Origin of the sequence: Marinobacter denitrificans (assembly GCF_008795955.1) — a bacterium.
Taxonomy (GTDB): Bacteria; Pseudomonadota; Gammaproteobacteria; order Pseudomonadales; family Oleiphilaceae; genus Marinobacter; species Marinobacter denitrificans.
The window spans coordinates 16,452-32,722 of record NZ_VMHN01000015.1 but is presented as its reverse complement, the minus strand read 5'-3'; the positions used below and the strand labels follow the sequence as shown (position 1 = coordinate 32,722).

Annotated in this window: 12 protein-coding genes and 3 pseudogenes; 5 read left to right on the top strand and 10 right to left on the bottom strand. The window is 56.2% G+C overall.

The features are described from left to right. Positions 1-152: 152 nt before the first annotated feature. Together FO268_RS22150 and FO268_RS22145 are read right to left on the bottom strand one after the other, a co-directional pair. Positions 153-623, bottom strand: a complete 471-nt coding sequence (locus FO268_RS22150; RefSeq protein ID WP_150995346.1) for a hypothetical protein — start codon at positions 621-623, stop codon at positions 153-155. Further along, positions 610-1,620 (bottom strand): DNA replication terminus site-binding protein, encoded by a 1,011-nt coding sequence (locus FO268_RS22145; protein ID WP_225316963.1) that lies wholly within the window; start codon positions 1,618-1,620, stop codon positions 610-612. Before FO268_RS22145 ends, FO268_RS22150 begins: the two co-directional genes overlap by 14 nt. 78 nt (positions 1,621-1,698) lie before the next feature. Between FO268_RS22145 and FO268_RS22140 the strand changes: the two genes are divergently transcribed. From FO268_RS22140 to FO268_RS22130, 3 genes are all read left to right on the top strand, one after another. Further along, positions 1,699-3,582, top strand: a complete 1,884-nt coding sequence (locus tag FO268_RS22140) for an AAA family ATPase (RefSeq protein WP_150995345.1) — start codon at positions 1,699-1,701, stop codon at positions 3,580-3,582. A 505-nt stretch (positions 3,583-4,087) separates the two neighbouring features. Continuing rightward, a complete protein-coding gene (locus tag FO268_RS22135) occupies positions 4,088-4,525 on the top strand; it encodes a MarR family transcriptional regulator (RefSeq protein WP_075195213.1) in 438 nt (145 codons plus the stop codon). 3 nt (positions 4,526-4,528) lie between these two features. Then, positions 4,529-5,368 carry a universal stress protein gene (locus FO268_RS22130; protein ID WP_150995344.1) on the top strand — a complete coding sequence of 280 codons (840 nt, stop codon included), beginning with the start codon at positions 4,529-4,531 and terminating at the stop codon, positions 5,366-5,368. A gap of 136 nt (positions 5,369-5,504) precedes the next feature. Here FO268_RS22130 and FO268_RS22125 read toward each other — a convergent pair whose 3' ends face one another. Both FO268_RS22125 and istB read right to left on the bottom strand, forming a co-directional pair. Then, positions 5,505-5,768: a MipA/OmpV family protein gene (locus FO268_RS22125; RefSeq protein ID WP_191967035.1), complete on the bottom strand. Its 264-nt coding sequence runs from the start codon at positions 5,766-5,768 to the stop codon at positions 5,505-5,507. Between the two features lie 542 nt (positions 5,769-6,310). Then, a pseudogene (istB, locus tag FO268_RS22115) lies at positions 6,311-6,571 on the bottom strand (IS21-like element ISSpu5 family helper ATPase IstB); the annotation flags it as partial. Positions 6,572-6,591: 20 nt separating this feature from the next. Here istB and FO268_RS22110 point away from each other — a divergent pair. Continuing rightward, positions 6,592-6,834: pseudogene (locus tag FO268_RS22110) on the top strand (ATP-binding protein); the annotation flags it as partial. Positions 6,835-6,895: 61 nt separating this feature from the next. Here FO268_RS22110 and FO268_RS22105 read toward each other — a convergent pair. The 3 genes from FO268_RS22105 to FO268_RS22905 all read right to left on the bottom strand — a co-directional run bounded on the left by FO268_RS22105 (position 6,896) and on the right by FO268_RS22905 (position 9,471). Beyond that, positions 6,896-7,558, bottom strand: coding sequence for a tyrosine-type recombinase/integrase (locus FO268_RS22105; RefSeq protein ID WP_150995341.1), 663 nt, complete (start codon positions 7,556-7,558; stop codon positions 6,896-6,898). Continuing rightward, on the bottom strand, positions 7,555-8,460 hold the full coding sequence (locus FO268_RS22100; RefSeq protein WP_225316962.1) for a tyrosine-type recombinase/integrase: 906 nt from the start codon (positions 8,458-8,460) through the stop codon (positions 7,555-7,557). Before FO268_RS22100 ends, FO268_RS22105 begins: the two co-directional genes overlap by 4 nt. A 591-nt stretch (positions 8,461-9,051) precedes the next feature. Further along, entirely contained in the window at positions 9,052-9,471 is a 420-nt protein-coding gene (locus FO268_RS22905; protein WP_191967034.1) for a hypothetical protein, read from the bottom strand. Between the two features lie 350 nt (positions 9,472-9,821). On the opposite strand from FO268_RS22905, the gene FO268_RS22090 reads away from it, so the two are divergent. Then, the gene (locus FO268_RS22090; protein ID WP_150995340.1) at positions 9,822-11,963 is read left to right on the top strand and encodes a methyl-accepting chemotaxis protein; all 2,142 of its coding nucleotides are present in this window, start codon (positions 9,822-9,824) and stop codon (positions 11,961-11,963) included. A 517-nt stretch (positions 11,964-12,480) separates the two neighbouring features. On the opposite strand, the pseudogene FO268_RS22085 reads toward FO268_RS22090, so the two are convergent. The 3 genes and pseudogenes from FO268_RS22085 to FO268_RS22075 form a co-directional block, all read right to left on the bottom strand. Continuing rightward, positions 12,481-12,621 (bottom strand): annotated as a pseudogene (locus FO268_RS22085) (transposase); the annotation flags it as partial. 30 nt (positions 12,622-12,651) lie between these two features. Further along, positions 12,652-15,939 (bottom strand): Tn3 family transposase, encoded by a 3,288-nt coding sequence (locus tag FO268_RS22080; RefSeq protein ID WP_202336744.1) that lies wholly within the window; start codon positions 15,937-15,939, stop codon positions 12,652-12,654. Next, positions 15,869-16,138: a hypothetical protein gene (locus FO268_RS22075; protein WP_150995339.1), complete on the bottom strand. Its 270-nt coding sequence runs from the start codon at positions 16,136-16,138 to the stop codon at positions 15,869-15,871. The genes FO268_RS22080 and FO268_RS22075 overlap by 71 nt, the downstream gene beginning before the upstream one ends. Positions 16,139-16,271: the final 133 nt, after the last annotated feature.

Here is a 16,271-nt window from a genome sequence, read left to right as displayed (position 1 = left end):
GCGGCCAGGGCGACTTTGGACTTGAATGATGCGCTGTATTGCTTGCGTTTCTTGCTCATGATTCTCCTCCTTGTGGAGATGATGAATCAGAGCTTAGGCACCTGTCCAAATTTCGGGGTCCACTTCATTGCGACCACTGCACATTTCAGAATTCAAGGCTGATACAGTGCTGCAGCTCCTCTCAATGCCGCTAAAATCAGTTGCTCGTCTTCAAAACCAGCCTGCTGCTTGAGTTGCTTGAGCGCAAGGGCTCCAAGTTGAAAGCTTCGCGAAATCGGGAGGGGTAGGGCGAAACATTTGCCCGCTCCCTGACTTGCAGACATGAACAACCTACCGGGTTGCCGCTGAATCGATATACCCTTGGTCGGCCGTTTGAACTCTGCTTGGGGCAGGTATCCAAGGCACACGCAGCATAGAAGCGGCAGATCATCCTCGCCCAGTTGAAGGACAATCTTGCTCTTCCAGTCGATGCGTTCGCCGTCACGAGGTGCGACCTCAAGATTCAAAGCCGCAAGGGGCTCCGCGCCATCCTTTAGCAAGACGGTCGCTTCGGCCGTAAGCCCAGCTTTCGAGCCAAAACACCGCACTTTCGCCTGGGAAGCCGGATGATTAAGCGTGTCCACGAACGTACCTATGGATGCTCAGCGACTGGACAACAGGTTCTGGCTCTATTTTTGATTCCCGCTGGAGTCGAATGGGCACTTCTTTGCGGAAAACGGGGTTCTCCCGCCAAGCCATCCGAGGGAGCGTTTTCTGCTGGGCGATGACGACCCCCGAGATTGGACAGCTTTTCCGCTGAATCTCCCCATTTTCAAGGTATGAGAAATTCGCCCTCAACTGATTTGGCAGGGTAATCCGGCGCACCAGGAGTTCGTCCGGGGCACATTTGCGCCTCAGGATATCCAAAGCGGTGTCCGCCAATTCCTCATCACGATCTCTGAGGCCTTCCGCCATTGTGACAGCCTCATCGAAAGTCAGCTTCTGGATACGCGCATGACTGGTGGCCCAGGTCCATGAAATAGATTCGAGGTGTGGGGGCATCACTCGAATTTGCCGGTAGCACTCACGCAAGTCCAATGCCTGAATTCCCGCACTCTTGAGCGCTTTCTTAAGTACCGTTTCGCGCGAGCCAACCGCCTTACCCGAAGCAAGACTCCGGATCTTCAGGATCGTCTCCTTGAAGTGTGCCTTGGCCTCATTGAGCTGTTCGACGGTTGACACTGTTTCACCAGAGGCGCAAACAATGCCTGCGTCACACTTCCGGTTCTGAGTGTCGTCAATGGTCAGGCCAACGGCGTCAACAATGGCCTGCTTGCGGGCATCTGCAGAATATCGCTCGTATTCAGTGGTGCTAAAGGGCGGCACATAAACTTCAAAATTCGCCCGGTGATCGCCGTCTGAAAGCGATTTCAGATGATCGCAGTGATCCACGAGCCTCTGATATGCCTGGGAAAGTTGATCGATTAACTCACCCGGGACTGAGAGTGTCTCAGCAACAGAATTCGGCATTTTTTGACCCCCAATTTCTGAGTACGGCACGGACAACATGAACTTATAATTGTTTTTATTATGAATTATTATACCATAAGTTAATAATCGACGAAGTGTTTCATTGGCCATGCGTAATTCGTGTCAGTATCTTTGTTGAAACTTCATGCTGGACCTTTTGAAACAGCCTGTATCTGCGAACCCGACGATATGACGAAACTAGCGATTCCCATTAGCCGTGAGACCCTGATCGCACTCGATAAAGACAGGACCAAAATTGCCGGTTTGACCAACACTGAGCTCGCTGGATTGTTCACTCTCTTTAAATTGGCCAACACTTCAAAGCCCTTTAATGGCCCTGCAAGTGAAAGGCTTCTGGCGGACTGCTTACGGCTGATTGCTGAGTCTGAGGAAACGAAGTCAGAAATTCAGGACCTCCTTCAAGAGCGCACTGAGGGTTTCTTGGCCCTGGCGCCAGGCAATAGCGATGGCTTTTTTCTCATGTCTGTCTCGGATGTGGCCAATAAAAGTTACCTGGAAAAGCCAAACGGCTGGCGCTTTGGCTGTTCGAGTGAATTCAATCAGGTTTTCATCAAGAGGGGCATTTTAGGTCAGCAGCGATCTGTTTCACTTTCCGTAGAGCATGACCGTCTAATTCGGGCAATTGAGGCTGAGCCCGAAGAACCCATGGCTGTTCAGGGTTTTGCCGGTGTAGGCAAAACGTATCTGATAACCACCTTAGCGGCATCTCTCAGCGCAAAAGGACTCTCTGTTGTTGCCCTGGCACACACTCGGCAGCAACTTGCGGCACTTATGGATCGTACCCAGGCTGCCCGGGGGCTGACGTTGGGCGAATTAATCAAGGAACTTGTGTATCCCGGGGAGAACTCGCCCAAGCCTTCGCGTGGCTCGCGCTATCGGATGGGTCAGAGGTTTAACCGTACCTATGAACAGATGGCCCAGATTTTGGGTATTCAGCCACTTCAGCGAGCGCGGGCGACGGAGATCGCAAAAATTGCCTGGAAAACGGTGACTTCGTTCTGCCACAGTGCCAGTAATGAGATTTCGACTGAACACCTCCCGTCTACGATGAGATTTAACTGGTCCGCTTCTGAAAAAGCAATTCTGGTAGAAATTGCACGAAGGATGTGGTCCGTCATCGTCGATCCGCCCAACCAGGAGTCCGAACTTCCGACGCGGATCTACCACCAAATCAAGCTTGCGGATGTTCAAGGGAAGGTGCTTCCACCGACGATCCGAATCGCTCTGGTTGATGAGGCCCACGATTTGCCAATGCCTATCATCAACATCTTGGAGAGGACACCTCCGCCGCAGGCAACCTTTACCTTTGGAGATCGCTATCAGCACCTCTTCGGCGCCGGCGGAACGGCGCGACCAAGGTGCTCACGAGGTCGGGAGCTGGGCGTTTCAGTCAGGGCAGGGGAGAGCACCACGGATCTCTTCAATCAGGTTCTTGCGGCACACCCGATTACTCCTGAAATGGAGTTTGTCGGCATCAGGCCAGAGAACACTCAGGTTCTGTCGTATCAGAGCCTTCCGACTCCAAACGGTAATTGCGCCATCATTTTTCGCTCGTACTGGGCTTTATTCGAGCAATTCCAGCGCTGCGCGCATGATAAAGCGGCTTTCAGGTTGATGCCTGGCTCAGAGAAAGCCCTACAGTGGTTTATGGGCGATGTGATTGAACTGTTTAACCACGGTACTCGCCCGAGCTTCCCGAGCTTGTTCCGGTACGGAACTTTCGACGATCTGGTAAAGCGCGATTCAGACTTCGCCGACATAACCCGGGTTGTCGATCTGCTCACCCGAGGGTATCGGCTTCAAAATCTAAACGAGTCACTCTCGCGCCAGATCCGCAACACATCCAATGTTTTGTGGCTGGGGATGCCTGAACACACCAAAAATATGGAGTTCGACAAGGTCGTCATCGCCGATGACTTTTTCAGTCAAGCCAACATGATAAAAAAAGAGGCACTGGTTTCGAGCGTCTACACAGCAATCTCTCGAGTCAGATCCGAGCTCTACGTGCCAGAGGATTTTGATACATGGGTCAGGCAGCTTTCCTCAAATTGAGGGTTGGCAGACAAACGTGAAAAATAGCCCAAAAACACTCTCAACCTATTGAACTACTGGTTTTTTGGTCACCCAACCCCAGAGTTCATGCCATTCTGGCCGATAAGCGAAACTTGGCCTTGTTGTTAGCCCCGCAGACTCTACTAAACTGGGGACTGACCATAGCGAATGCGGATTGCTTGGAAGACGCCGCGCCGAAGACCCGGCTGGTGTCGAGTGAAGATGCTACGGCGTTGTGGAGCGCTCGGCGCCAGCTTTTTTAAGCCGGCTGCCGGTCACGCAGCAAGGGTGTCCACCAGGGCGACAATACGCTGAAGGCCTCCTGTCTCTGAAGAAGTGAGGAGTTACCTGTCTCACTGGAAGGAGAGGTTCCTTAGCTGGCCTCGGAATCCGCGTGATGTTGCATATTGATCTGGCGCAAACCTGGCTAATGTGTAACCGACGCTTGTCTATATGATTAGCTTACGATTTACTGTTACTGAATTATCAATAGCAGGACAGTGACATGGACCCACAAACCCCTCGAGATCAGTTTCCTTTCACCAATGCCCGGGTAGCAAGACGCTGGCGCAAGTTGCTGGATGAGCGCCTGAAAGACCTGGGGGTTACCCAGGCTCGCTGGTTCACCATGATCTGCCTGCAGCGTGGTGGTGGAGGATTGACCCAGCGGGAGTTAGCCCACTTGATGACCATCGAGAATCCGACATTGGTCCGCCTGCTTGACAGCCTCGAGGAGCAGGGTCTGATTGAACGCCGGCCCTCTAAGCGTGATCTGCGCGCCAGGCTGCTGTACCTTACCAATGCCGGTGAGCGCTTTATGTGCGAACTGAATGAGCGGGCGAATGTCTTGCGAGAGGAGATGCTGAAAGGCATTGAAAATACCGACCTGGAAGTCGTCCTGCGTGTTTTTGAGCAGGTTATGGAAAACGCGACCAGGAGGTGAAGCATGCTACCTAAGGATATCGTTGTCTTTCTTGAAGAGGCTCGACCCTATGACCGACGACTGGCGATCGCCGCTGACATCGCCGCGTGCTGGAATGCCTGTCTGATAGCGGTGTTTGTGGCAACGCCACTGAGAGCGATGCCTCATGCGCACGCTGTGGCCGGCTCTGCCATGCGCGCCTTGCTCGAACAGCATCGCGTGCGTGTTCGGGACGCAGAGGCTCAGGTCAGGGAGCGCTTTGAGACAATGGTTCGCGCAAGGGGCATTAGCGCAGAGTGGCGCTTGTCCGAGAGCGAGTTAGCGGAGGAATTAATGCTACACGCGCGCTATGCAGGGCTGGCGTTGGTCCCTCCCTTCGAAAGCTCCCCCGAACCTTCCATGACGGTGAGGATGGCCGAGCATGTTATCTTCGGCTCGGGACGCCCGACTATACTCATTCCTGACGAATGGGCGGCCGGACGGATTGGACGACGTGTCGTTGTCGGCTGGAACGCTAGCCGGGAGGCAACACGAGCGGTCGGCGATGCGTTACCCTTTCTGGCCCAGGCCGAAGCAGTGAAGGTGGTTTGTGTCTGCGATGAACCGGATAGCGAGCTGGAGTGTAGAGAGGATTTCGGCGCGGACCTGTGTCGCCACCTCGCGCGATATGGCGTACAGGTAACACTGGAACAAGTCGACGGTGGTAAGGTCGGCCCGATGCTACTCGAACAGGCGCGGGCGTTCAATGCCGACATGCTGGTGATGGGCGCCTATGGCCATACGCGGCTCACCCGACTGGTGCTCGGTAGCGCTACTCGAACAGTACTCTGTCAAGCGTCAATCCCTGTGCTGGTATCGCGTTGACCATAAACGAACGCGCTGGCGGGCTATCGACGGAGCCCTTCGGATGCGCGATGACCAGAGGGCTTGATCGTTGCGGGCAATTGGCTCAGGCAGCCAGGATCCAGTGGCCCAGCTCCAGAGACCCTGGCTGGTTCAGTTATCGTGGTGAGAACCGGTAGTTGACCAGTGCGCCACCGAAGGCCTGAGTGGCGCTGCCAATGTCCTCCACAATCGGGCTGTCTTTGGCATTGCCGGTGAGGTAGGTCATAGCGACAATGCCGGTCAGCGACCATGAAGGGCTCATCCGGTAGGTGAGTGCGCCGCCTAGGCGGGCCCGCAAATAGCCGGCATTAACCGAATAGCGGGCCAGACCTGAGCGGACGCTCTCTGCCGCCGAGCCGTTGAACTGGACTTCGGCCACGGTTACGGTTTGCTTCTGTAAGTCAGGCCGGGACCGACAGATAGTGATAGTTTATCGGAGAGAGGCGCCCGCCACGTGCTGCGGAGATTGACCTGGTAACCATCCACATCCCCGGTGATTGGGGTTCGGACGGAGGCGCTGTAGTTGATCGGCCCCTTGATAGCGCAGGCGCAGACCCAGTGCGGCGCCTGCATCGACTTTATCGAATGCCTCGAGATCGTCCTCATTATCCCGCCCCGGCACATAGTCGAAGAACGCGGACAATTACCAGTCAGCTGAATTAACCAGGTTGAGGCCCAGCCCGGCGCGGACATTTAGATATAAACGCTCGCCGTAGCGCAGGTTGAGGTTTGGCAGCACTTGGACAGTGTAGCCGTCACTACCGAGATAATCCGGGGCGCGGTTCGCGGGCCCATCATCCTGCCGTATTGCTCAGTTTGCGTAAACCGCTGAAGGTTGCCACCCATTCCACGTGAAGCCTGCCACCCGGACCGGAGCAAGGCTGCCACCCATCGGAGCGTAGCGACGCGGGGTTTCTCTTCTTACTCCGAAGTCTCAGTGCTCGTCAACTTTGCCTGCTGTTTTCGCATGGATTCGCCCCGCAGATTGATCTTGTAGGCGTTGTGTACGAGCCGATCCAGAATGGCGTCTGCCAGAGTGGCGTCACCGATTACGCCATGCCATTCCTCGATGGGTAATTGGCTAGTGGCGATGGTGGAGCGCCGGCCATGTCGGTCTTCCAGCACCTCCAGCAAGTCCCTTCGGTTCTCCGCGCTCAGCTTCATCAGCCCCCAGTCATCCAGTTATGTTGAGATAAACATAACTGGATGACTGGGGGTTGGAAGCCCTCAAACCGGCACATCGGAATGACCTGATGGAGATCATGGATGATCGGCACGGCACCCATTCGACCATGATCATCAGCCAACTGCCCACCGATCAGTGGTATGCCGCCATCGGTGACAACACCCTGGCGGATGCCATCCTGGACCGGCTGATGCACAACGCTCACCGCTGGGCTCTGAAAGGGGAATCGATGAGAAAACGACTTCAGGAAATTGACTGAACGTGAACACGCGGGGTACAAACCTCGGTGGGTGATGCGTTAAGAAAAAAGGTGTTCACGTTCAGCCAGAATGAGCGTTCACGTTCGCCGGAATACGCACTGTTTGTTGTCGGATGTAATCCTTTAGCGCTGCACATAGACGTGGCCCGAAGGGTACCAGCCGGGTCTTGGAAAACTTAGTCTCCCAGATGATCAGCAAATCACGCTGGAAATCAACGTCGCGGATCTGTAGTCGTGTCACTTCACCCACCCGTAGACCAAGCACATACAGCAAGGCAAAGATCATGCGGTAGGTTGCACCACGATTCGGCGCCGTTGATCGGTTGGGTAGTTGCAAGGCGGCATCCAGCAACAAACGGGCTTGGTCGGCATTGAAAATGAATGGGACCCGGTGCGACATCACGCGCCTTGGAGGAACACGAACGGGCGAGTCGCTGATCAGCTTGCGCAGTTCCAGCCAGTCGAAAAACCGGCGAACAGTGCTCAGCAGGTGGTTGTAGCTCTTCGACGAATGACGCGGACGAGAGCCCAGGAATGACTCGACCAACTCAGGCGTAATGTGCTCCAAAGCCTCGACTTGCTGCTCAATCAAGTAATGGTCCAACAGCCGCAGCACCTTCTCTTCGCATAGGAAGCGCTTACCCAATGTCCGCTTGGCTGCCAGAAACCCCTTAATCTGACCCGCCAGAAAGCTCTGGAAGGCGTGGTTGTGAGCCGTGTTCATAGCACACTCTCCCCATCGCCAAGGGCGACTTCACGCAGGGTCTCGATCGCAACCTTGGTATAGACTTCGGTCGCTTCAGGTGAACGATGCCCAACATAATCACCAATGGTCTTCAGCGGAAACTCGGCATCGATCGGGCGCTGAACGCAGGTATGACGCAGCGTATGGGAACCCACACGCGAAACCTGGAAACCGGAAAGGCGAAGGTAGTGTGCGGCTCGTTGGGAAATGGCATACCAGGCAAGCAGCCGGTAAGGAGCCAACGCCCGGAAGAACAAAGCACGCATTTGACTCCTCGGGCGGCCGTTCTTGAGGTAGTCGATGATCGCTTCGCCCACCACGGGTGAGAGCGGGTAGGCTGTGGTGTGGCCTGCCTTACGTTCAGGCACCAGCAGTCGTTCGCGCTTCCAGTCGATCGAGTCCAGGGTCAGTGCTGCCACTTCCTTGGCACGAAGGCCATAGGTTACCAATAGCAAAAGTAACGCATAGTCTCGTTTGCCAACGGCTGATCGCCGATCGACACTCGCCAGCAGGTGCCGGACATCCGTCCACGAGATCGACCTGGGCACGTCTGCCAGCCGGTACCTTTTTGGAGCTTCAATACTCCGGGCAAGCTTCTCCGTGATCAGCTGTTCCCGGTAGAGATAACCACAAAAGACTCGCAGCACGCCTACGGCATAGCGCAGGCTCTCTTTACCGTGACGGACGCTGCACTCGGTGATGAAACCACTGATTACTGGGATCGACAGGGCCTGTAGCTCCGTCAGTTCGATCCTCTCAAGATAGTGCTCAAAGAGACGCAGGAAATGCCGGTAATGATTAATGGTTGACTGCTGAAGCCCTCGCCCCTGCCGAAGGTACGAGAAGAAGTCCGGAACCGAGACATTGAACGGATCAGGCATAGCTGGTCGCGAGTGCAAGGCATGACCGGGGAGAATTACCTGTATTAACTGCGCGACAGGGTTACGCGTAGCGTTCTCGACGCATCGTCGATCAGCTGCATTGCGACACCATTGGCTATGGTTCTGAACCCAATCTGCAACAAAGCTATCGACGTAATCGGGCATCTGATCCCATGACGTCGCCCCATGGCTCTGAGCGTAAATCCCAAACTGCACCAACAAGGGCACGCGAGAATGGATGTTCCTGGCCGCATAGTTGTTCTCATGAAGCCAGGTCACATACTGCTCGATAGGCCCACCCAGGCATTGCGAACATGGTCTACTGTCTGAGGGCGGATGAAATAGTGCTCTAACATGACAACCTCCGTTCTGACTGAAATGAATGGAGGTCATCATTGAGCTACGGCGTTTTATTATGTGCCGTGCGCTAAGGCAAACCTCCAATTCATCAGACAGATAGAAGTCGAAAACAACATAACGCGGGCGGCAACATTACATGGATAACCTCTTCGCTGGCATCTGGCCCATCTCCGGATGAAAAGGGTCAGAGTACCGTTAAGTTATCCCGCGCCGGACGATTTTGATGGAGCTTCAGGCAGCCTGCCGGGGTGGCAGCTTTGCCGTGGAATCAGTGGCAGCTTTCGCGTGGAATGGGTGGCAGGCTTCGTCTGGAATCAGTGGCAACCTTGATCTGGAATACGCACTCAGTTTGTTGATTTCGAGCTGGTGGTACAGGCCATAGCCCCAGGGTTCCGCCTCATACACAAACTGTAAGACACCACCACCAAACCGCTCACTCAGGCGCCGCACGAGCTTCTCAATCGATTTCGGGCGGTCGGCAATCTCACCTTCGGAGCGGGGCTCCTGCCGACCGGGTTCGGCCACCACCACCGCAATCGTTTCCTTGTGGACGTCCAGGCCCACATACGCGGCGTAACGTTCCTGCCCGGGTAGTTCCAGCCTCACTGCAACAGTATCGATTCGGGCCGCTTCTGGTTTAAACTCATTCATGACCTGCCCTCCTCAAAGTGGCTCTGCTGTTGGTTTCTTTCCGTCCTCAACAATAACCCACGATCGTTGAGGACGGGCAGGTCAATCCATCATGTCTAGTTCCCTACGAGCTGGGCCAAATACTCGGAAGCAGGCTCGTGTGATGCCCTAATTTATAGCAACTCAGTTAGCTTACGCACCATTATCGTGCAACCGTACTTAACAAGATTTAATACGTATATGATTTAAGGAGATTTTTTATTTCGGGCGTAAACTTTGCTCAGGAATTTATGACTTGGGCGTCAACGCCCAACGCTGTTAATCAGCCCTGGCTGATTGAAGTACGGACCATTAGATCGGATATTTAGCCCATGACATTGAAAAGCGACGCTATGGCTCTCACCCGCAGTGAGAGGCACTGGTTACCCTGGTTCGGCCGCAATGGCAAGCTCGCGCTCAGCTGGTCCTGCCGACTGAACTGCTCTCGGTATCAGATAAACGAGCAGATCTTCGAAAACGCCGCCCGCATTCGGGTTGCGTTGCTGCAGGACTGGACCGAAAGCAAATGGTCTTTCCTGGAGAGTCTTACACAACGGCTTTCCGCTCTCGCCCCGGACCAGATTCCTGCCTTCCTCGAAGAAAATCGCGGGCGGCTTAGGGACATCTCTGAACTCTTCGTGATCGATCAGCGTGGCCAAGTACTGGGGTCTACTACCCACGGCCGGAAGGAGGACCGCCTGCCCGAAGGTGCGGTTCGGCGCGGTCTGTCTGAGCGCTTCCTGCACGGACCCTACAAGGACCCAGTTACCCTCAGGCTGGGGCCCACCACGTCGCGCTTCCATGATGACGTAACGCTGATGTTCTACCAACCGTTTTTGGTGGCAGACGGAAGCCCGGCTGCAGTCTGCGCCCGGATTCCCAACGACGTGATGAGCGACCTTATACAGCGGGAAGCGGGCCACATATTCGAGGAGTCTGGTGACAACTACCTATTCATGCAGGAGAGTTATTTTGATTCCTCCGTTCTGCCGGGGACCGCGCTATCACGCTCGCGGTTTGAAGATGCCACCTTTAGCCACGGCGACAATTTAAAAGACGGTATCGATACAGGGTTCGGCACCCTGAAAATCCGCGATCATACTGAATTTGAAGTTCGCTTCATTGACCCCGCGACCCAGCAGCTCCATCCGGGAGTCAGGGAGACCATGGCACGTGGAGAGAACCTTTTTGTGAAGTACCCTGGGTACTCTGATTATCGCCATATCCCGGTTATCGGCAAGGGAGTGAGCTTCAGCCTTCCCGGGTCACCCGACCGATGGGGCATGATGTGTGAAGCAGACCTTGAGGAGGTTTATCGCCGCCGATCCGTGGATTACCGGCTAACCGCGCAAGTGGGGCTGCTTCTGGTAGTTCTATGGGGCGTAAACCTTGGGCTTGCTACCAGTGGCATGTCTCTGTATCTGGAAGCAGTGCTCAGCGGTCTAATGCTGTTTAGCGGCTTAGTCGTTTTCAGTTCAGGTATCGCGAAGCCTCTAGCCAAGCGTCTTGGAGGGCTTGCAGATATTGTCCGGGCCATTGCCGAAGGGGGTGGGAATCTGAGTCAGCGGGTGGATCTGGGCCTCATGAAACAAGATGAAACTGGAGACCTGGCTCGCTGGATGAACAGCTTTATCGACAGCCTCGACGGAATGGTAGGCCAAGTCATTCAGTTAGCGACGAATTCCGGACGCTCCAGTGAGGCTCTGTTGGAGCAAAATCACATAGCTGAAAACCGGACAATGTCGGTACTCCAGGAAATAGACGCCATGCTTGAGGGCGCAAATGGACAGCAGCTGGAGATCCGTAGCGCGTCCAGTACCGCCCACGATATGAGGGCCACTATGGACGAGGTAGTGAACAGCGCCCGTGAGCGCCTGGCCCAGGTGAGCAGGGAAACCGACGCGGTACGGCAGGTGATTAGTAAGTCCGCACGAAGCATTCAGGGCGCGAACGATCGCACCCGGGAAATAGCCGATATGGCAGGAATCATCGATGAAATCGCTGATCAGACCAACCTTCTGGCGCTGAACGCCGCTATTGAGGCAGCTCGTGCCGGGGAGCACGGGCGCGGGTTCTCCGTCGTAGCTGATGAAGTCCGAAATCTGGCTCACCGGACCACGGGCGCCACTAAAGAAATCGCTGAGCGTCTGGCGATGGTCCAGGAAGAGACCCAGCAAGCGGTCGTTACGATGGAAAAAGGGATGGCTGATATGGAAGTTCGTCTGCGTAAGACGGAAGCAGCCGCAGAGGATAATTCCCAGCTAACGGAGGTTGTTGATCGCCTTTTCATGGCCATTGACACAATTGCCGAAACAGGCGAAATCCAAGGTCAGCGTACCAATACGGTAAGCCTGGGCACACGGGAGATGACCACGGTTATTCGGCAGCTGACAGACAAGGCAGAGCTAACTGGCGCTTCTGCTCGTAAGTTGCAGGCCCTGACGGCCCAGTTCCAAGTGAGCCAAACCGGTTGACGTTCACCAAACAAACTGGCGACCCTCGACCCGACGATTCTGGCCGCTTACGACCAGTTAGGCTGTCCGCGGAGTCGAACAGAACCGAAGGTATTCTATAACGTTAGCGCAGTCAGTCCGTTCCACTTAGGTGTCCCGTTTATGCGGGGCACTAGGACCGATTTTGGCAGATGAAATAGAACGGACAGGCTGACATGCATTATGTAGAGGCAATTGATCATAGGCGACGACCTGCTGCGCATCGTTGCGATGCGTTTGAAATGGCTCACGCTTTTTCCTTACAGGAGAATCTTTGTCTCGATGCCGGGCGCCGTGCTGATGAGGTCGAAATTGCAACAGCAGCTAAGCGGAATTCGCCTAGCAGCCTGTCGGACTTGCACCTGACAGGTGTTATTTAAAGTTGCCTTGTTCGCGTGGCTTCCCGAGTTTGACCCTTAGTGGTCATCAGGGAGTCCAGATTGGCCTCTATGGCACTTTTAGGTGCTCCAGAAAGGCCTTTGGGCGGGTGAAAAGGCCCTCACTGCGCCATTTTCAACACGCTCATCCGCTTCACATTCCACGCCAGCGTGGCTAACGTCCACTCGCCCGCAACCTTCTCCAGCCCCCTCATCGAGAACTGTCTCAAGCCCATCACCTGTTTGATAATTCCGAACACGGGGAGCCCGCAGAATTCGGAAAAAATCGTACGCTAAGGTTTCCCGAGTCGCCGTAGCGGCCTGAACTTCCCGCCTTCCAGCTTGCGGCTCTGTCGCCAAACGTAATCGCCGGTCAGATTAATGTGCTCCCAGCCCAGTGGCGAAAGGTATTGCAGCAGGTCACCGCCCACCGGTGTGCCGGCCTCGCCCAGCGCCTGGGTGGCACGCTCCAGGTACACGGTGTTCCACAGCACGATGTCGGCCGTCACCAGGTTGAGGCCGCTGGCCCGGTAGCGTTGTTGCTCGAAGCTCCGATCCCTGACCTCGCCGAGACGGTTGAAGAATACCGCCCTGGCCAGGGCGTTGCGCGCCTCGCCCTTGTTCAACCCGGCATGTACGCGGCGGCGCAACTCCACACTTTGCAACCAGTCCAGGATGAACAGCGTGCGTTCGATCCTGCCCAACTCGCGCAGGGCCACGGCCAGGCCGTTCTGGCGAGGATAACTGCCGAGCTTGCGCAGCATCAACGAGGCAGTGACAGTGCCCTGTTTGATCGACGCGGCCAGCCGCAGAATCTCGTCCCAGTGAGCGCGGACGTGCTTGATGTTCAGAGTGCCGCCGATCATCGGGCGCAGTGTCGGGTAGTCCTGGGCGCTATTCGGTACATACAGCTTGGTTTCGCAAAGGTCGCGGATGCGCGGGGCGAAACGGAAGCCCAGCAGGTGCATCAGCGCGAAAACGTGATCGGTGAAACCCGCCGTATCGGTGTAGTGCTCCTCGATCCGTAGGTCGGACTCGTGATACAGCAGGCCATCGAGTACATAGGTGGAGTCGCGCACGCCGACATTCACCACGCGGGTGCTGAACGGTGCGTATTGGTCGGAGATGTGCGTGTAGAACAGCCGTCCCGGCTCGCTGCCGTACTTCGGGTTGACGTGCCCGGTACTCTCGCCACGGCCACCGGCACGGAAGCGCTGGCCATCGGAGGATGAGGTGGTGCCGTCGCCCCAGTGGGCGGCAAAAGCATGACGGAACTGGCTGTTGACCAGCTCGGCCAGGGCCGTCGAGTAGGTTTCGTCACGGATGTGCCAGGCTTGCAACCAGGATAGCTTGGCGTAGGTCATGCCCGGACTCGACTCGGCCATCTTGGTCAGGCCCAGGTTGATGGCATCGCCCAGGATCGCCGTCAGAAGTAGCGTTCGGTCTTTCGCCTGTGCGCCATCCTTCAGATGCGTGAAGTGGCGGGTGAAGCCCGTCCACTCATCCACGTCCATCAGCAACTCGGTGATCTTGATGCGCGGCAGTAGCTGGCTCGCCTGGTCGATCAGCGCCTGCGCCGTATCCAGTGGCGTGATTTTCAGCCCGGACTCGGTAAGGATGGCGTCGGGCAGTTCGTTGTCCTTGGCCAATCGAGCGACAGTAGCCAACTGTTCGTCCAGCAACTGCAAGCGCTCTTCCAGGTACTGGTCGCTGTTCGGGGTGATCGCCAGTGGCAATGCCTGGTCCCGCTTGAGTGCGGAGAATGTCTCGGGGGGCAGTAGATAGTCGTCAAAGTCGCGGAATTGCCGCGACCCTTTGACCCAGATGTCGCCGGAACGCAGTGCGTTCTTCAGTTCGGAAAGAGCACATATCTCGTAGAAACGCCGGTCGATGCCTTCCGGTGTGTGCACAAGCGGTTTCCAGCGGGGCTTGATGAAGGCGGTTGGTGCGTCGGACGGCACCTTGCGCAGGTTATCGGCGTTCATCTCGCGCAGGGTCTGGACGGCATCTAGCACCGCTTGCGATGCCGGAGCAGCTCGGAGCTGAAGCACCTCCAGGAAGGCCGGGGTATAGCGGCGCAGCGTGTTGAAATTCTCGCTGACCAGGAGCAGGTGGTCGAAGGCCGCCGGCCGTGCCAGCAGCTCGGCCTCGCCAACGCTCTGGGTGAACTCGTTCCAGAGAATCACCGCCTCAATGGCGATGAACGGATCAATACCGGACGCTTTGGCGTCCAGCAGGGCCTGGCCGATCTTCGAGTAGAGTCGTACCTTGTCGTTGATCACCTTGCCCTGCTTCTGGAAATGCTGCTGGTGCTTGTTCTTCGCACGGCTGAACAGTTTGACCAGGATGCGGTCGTGCAAATCGATCAGCTCGTCGATCACGGTCGCGGTGCTTTCCAGCACCACGGCGACCAGGGTCGCATAGCGCCTCTCCGGCTCGAACTTGCCGAGGTCTTGCGGTGTCATCTGTCCGCCCTCGCGGGCCAGCTTGAGCAATCGGTTCTGGTGGATATGCAAGCCGAGATTTTCTGGCAAGTCCACCAACTGGAATATCTTCAACCGTTCGATGTGCTCGATCATGTGCCGTGAATTAGGTTTCAGCGGCGACTGCCGCAACCAGGTCAGCCAGGTGATGTTGCTGCCAATCTTGACCGTGAGTAGTTCATCGAGCTTGTTGCGATGCTGACGACTCAACGGCTCGACAAGAGCGCGGTAGATCCTTCGATTGGCTCGCGCAATGGCTTCCGAGCAAGCCCGATCAATCACTCTCAGCGTCGGCAGTATCCGCCGTTTCCGCCGCAGATTCTCTAGCGCCTGCTCGGCCAACAACAAGCCCTTGTCGGTCTGCTGGGCCAGCTCGGTCAGCTCGTGCACCAGGGAGCAAAAATCTGACAGGCCGAACGGGGACAGTTGCAGGTAGGTGCGCAGTTCCTGGGCATGCTCGCGGCGGGTCACGTCGCGCTCGCCGTACTTCGCCCAACTCGTGGGGTCGGTCTGGACCTGCTTGACCACCCACTGGATCACGGACTCGGGCAGTGCAGTGTCGTTGCCCAGCGCCACGGCCTTGTTAATGCCCGCCTGGGCCTGGCTTACCATGTCCTGGACCCGGTCGGTCGCTTCCGCTGTCTGGCGGGCCAGGCTACGCACTTCCCCTGCCACAACGGAAAAACCGCGCCCATGTTCACCGGCCCGTGCGGCCTCGATGGCGGCATTCAGTGCCAGCAGATTGGTCTGCTGGGCAATGCCGTCGATCATTCCGATAATGTCGCCGATCTGTCGGGCGTTGGCGCTGAGTGTTTCGACTTCGGCTGATAGAGCCTGAACCTGGTCATCAACCCTCTGGATCTCCTGTTGTAGTTGGTCGCTTGCCTTTTCGCCTTCCACCATGGCACGGGTAACACCGGTGGAAAACTCCGCCATATCGTGGGTGTGGTGACTCAGGTCATGCTTGATGGTGGTTGCCATTTCCTCAACCGCGCTGGCGATGTTCAGTGAGGCGGAGGAAAGGGCATCACTCTGCGTCTGGCTGCCAGTTGCCAGTTGCCAGTTCGGAAAGCCTCGGCGCCGCCGCCGACATGGCAATCGCGGTGCGGGTGGAATGGGATATTTCCTGCTCCAGGCTGCGCATGAACCGATTCAGGGCTCGGTGGAGGTCCTGGTTGTGCGTATCGCCACCAAATTCGATGGTCAGGTCCCAGTCTCTTTCGGTCAGGCGTTCGAGGGTTCGAATCAGTTCTTTTCGTCCGACAGAATTGGGGAACATCAGGCGTGACAACTGCATATATGATCCTCCGGAGTATGCAACTCTTTGCATTCGCAACATGGGTGCCAGCGATAGCCACTCGGAAGCGACGACTTTTCCGTTTTGGGTGCACCGAAATGGAGCGGTATTCGCACCACGGGGTCGTTAGCGC

What these genes read in the sequence shown, in the direction of transcription:
- FO268_RS22105 (WP_150995341.1), bottom strand. Translation starts at nt 7,558, where the DNA reads ATGAACACGGCTCACAACCACGCCTTCCAGAGCTTTCTGGCGGGTCAG.
- FO268_RS22905 (WP_191967034.1), bottom strand. Translation starts at nt 9,471, where the DNA reads ATGAATGAGTTTAAACCAGAAGCGGCCCGAATCGATACTGTTGCAGTG.
- FO268_RS22130 (WP_150995344.1), top strand. Translation starts at nt 4,529, where the DNA reads ATGCTACCTAAGGATATCGTTGTCTTTCTTGAAGAGGCTCGACCCTAT.
- FO268_RS22135 (WP_075195213.1), top strand. Translation starts at nt 4,088, where the DNA reads ATGGACCCACAAACCCCTCGAGATCAGTTTCCTTTCACCAATGCCCGG.
- FO268_RS22140 (WP_150995345.1), top strand. Translation starts at nt 1,699, where the DNA reads ATGACGAAACTAGCGATTCCCATTAGCCGTGAGACCCTGATCGCACTC.
- FO268_RS22090 (WP_150995340.1), top strand. Translation starts at nt 9,822, where the DNA reads ATGACATTGAAAAGCGACGCTATGGCTCTCACCCGCAGTGAGAGGCAC.
- FO268_RS22075 (WP_150995339.1), bottom strand. Translation starts at nt 16,138, where the DNA reads ATGCAGTTGTCACGCCTGATGTTCCCCAATTCTGTCGGACGAAAAGAA.
- FO268_RS22100 (WP_225316962.1), bottom strand. Translation starts at nt 8,460, where the DNA reads ATGCCTGATCCGTTCAATGTCTCGGTTCCGGACTTCTTCTCGTACCTT.
- FO268_RS22145 (WP_225316963.1), bottom strand. Translation starts at nt 1,620, where the DNA reads ATGGCCAATGAAACACTTCGTCGATTATTAACTTATGGTATAATAATT.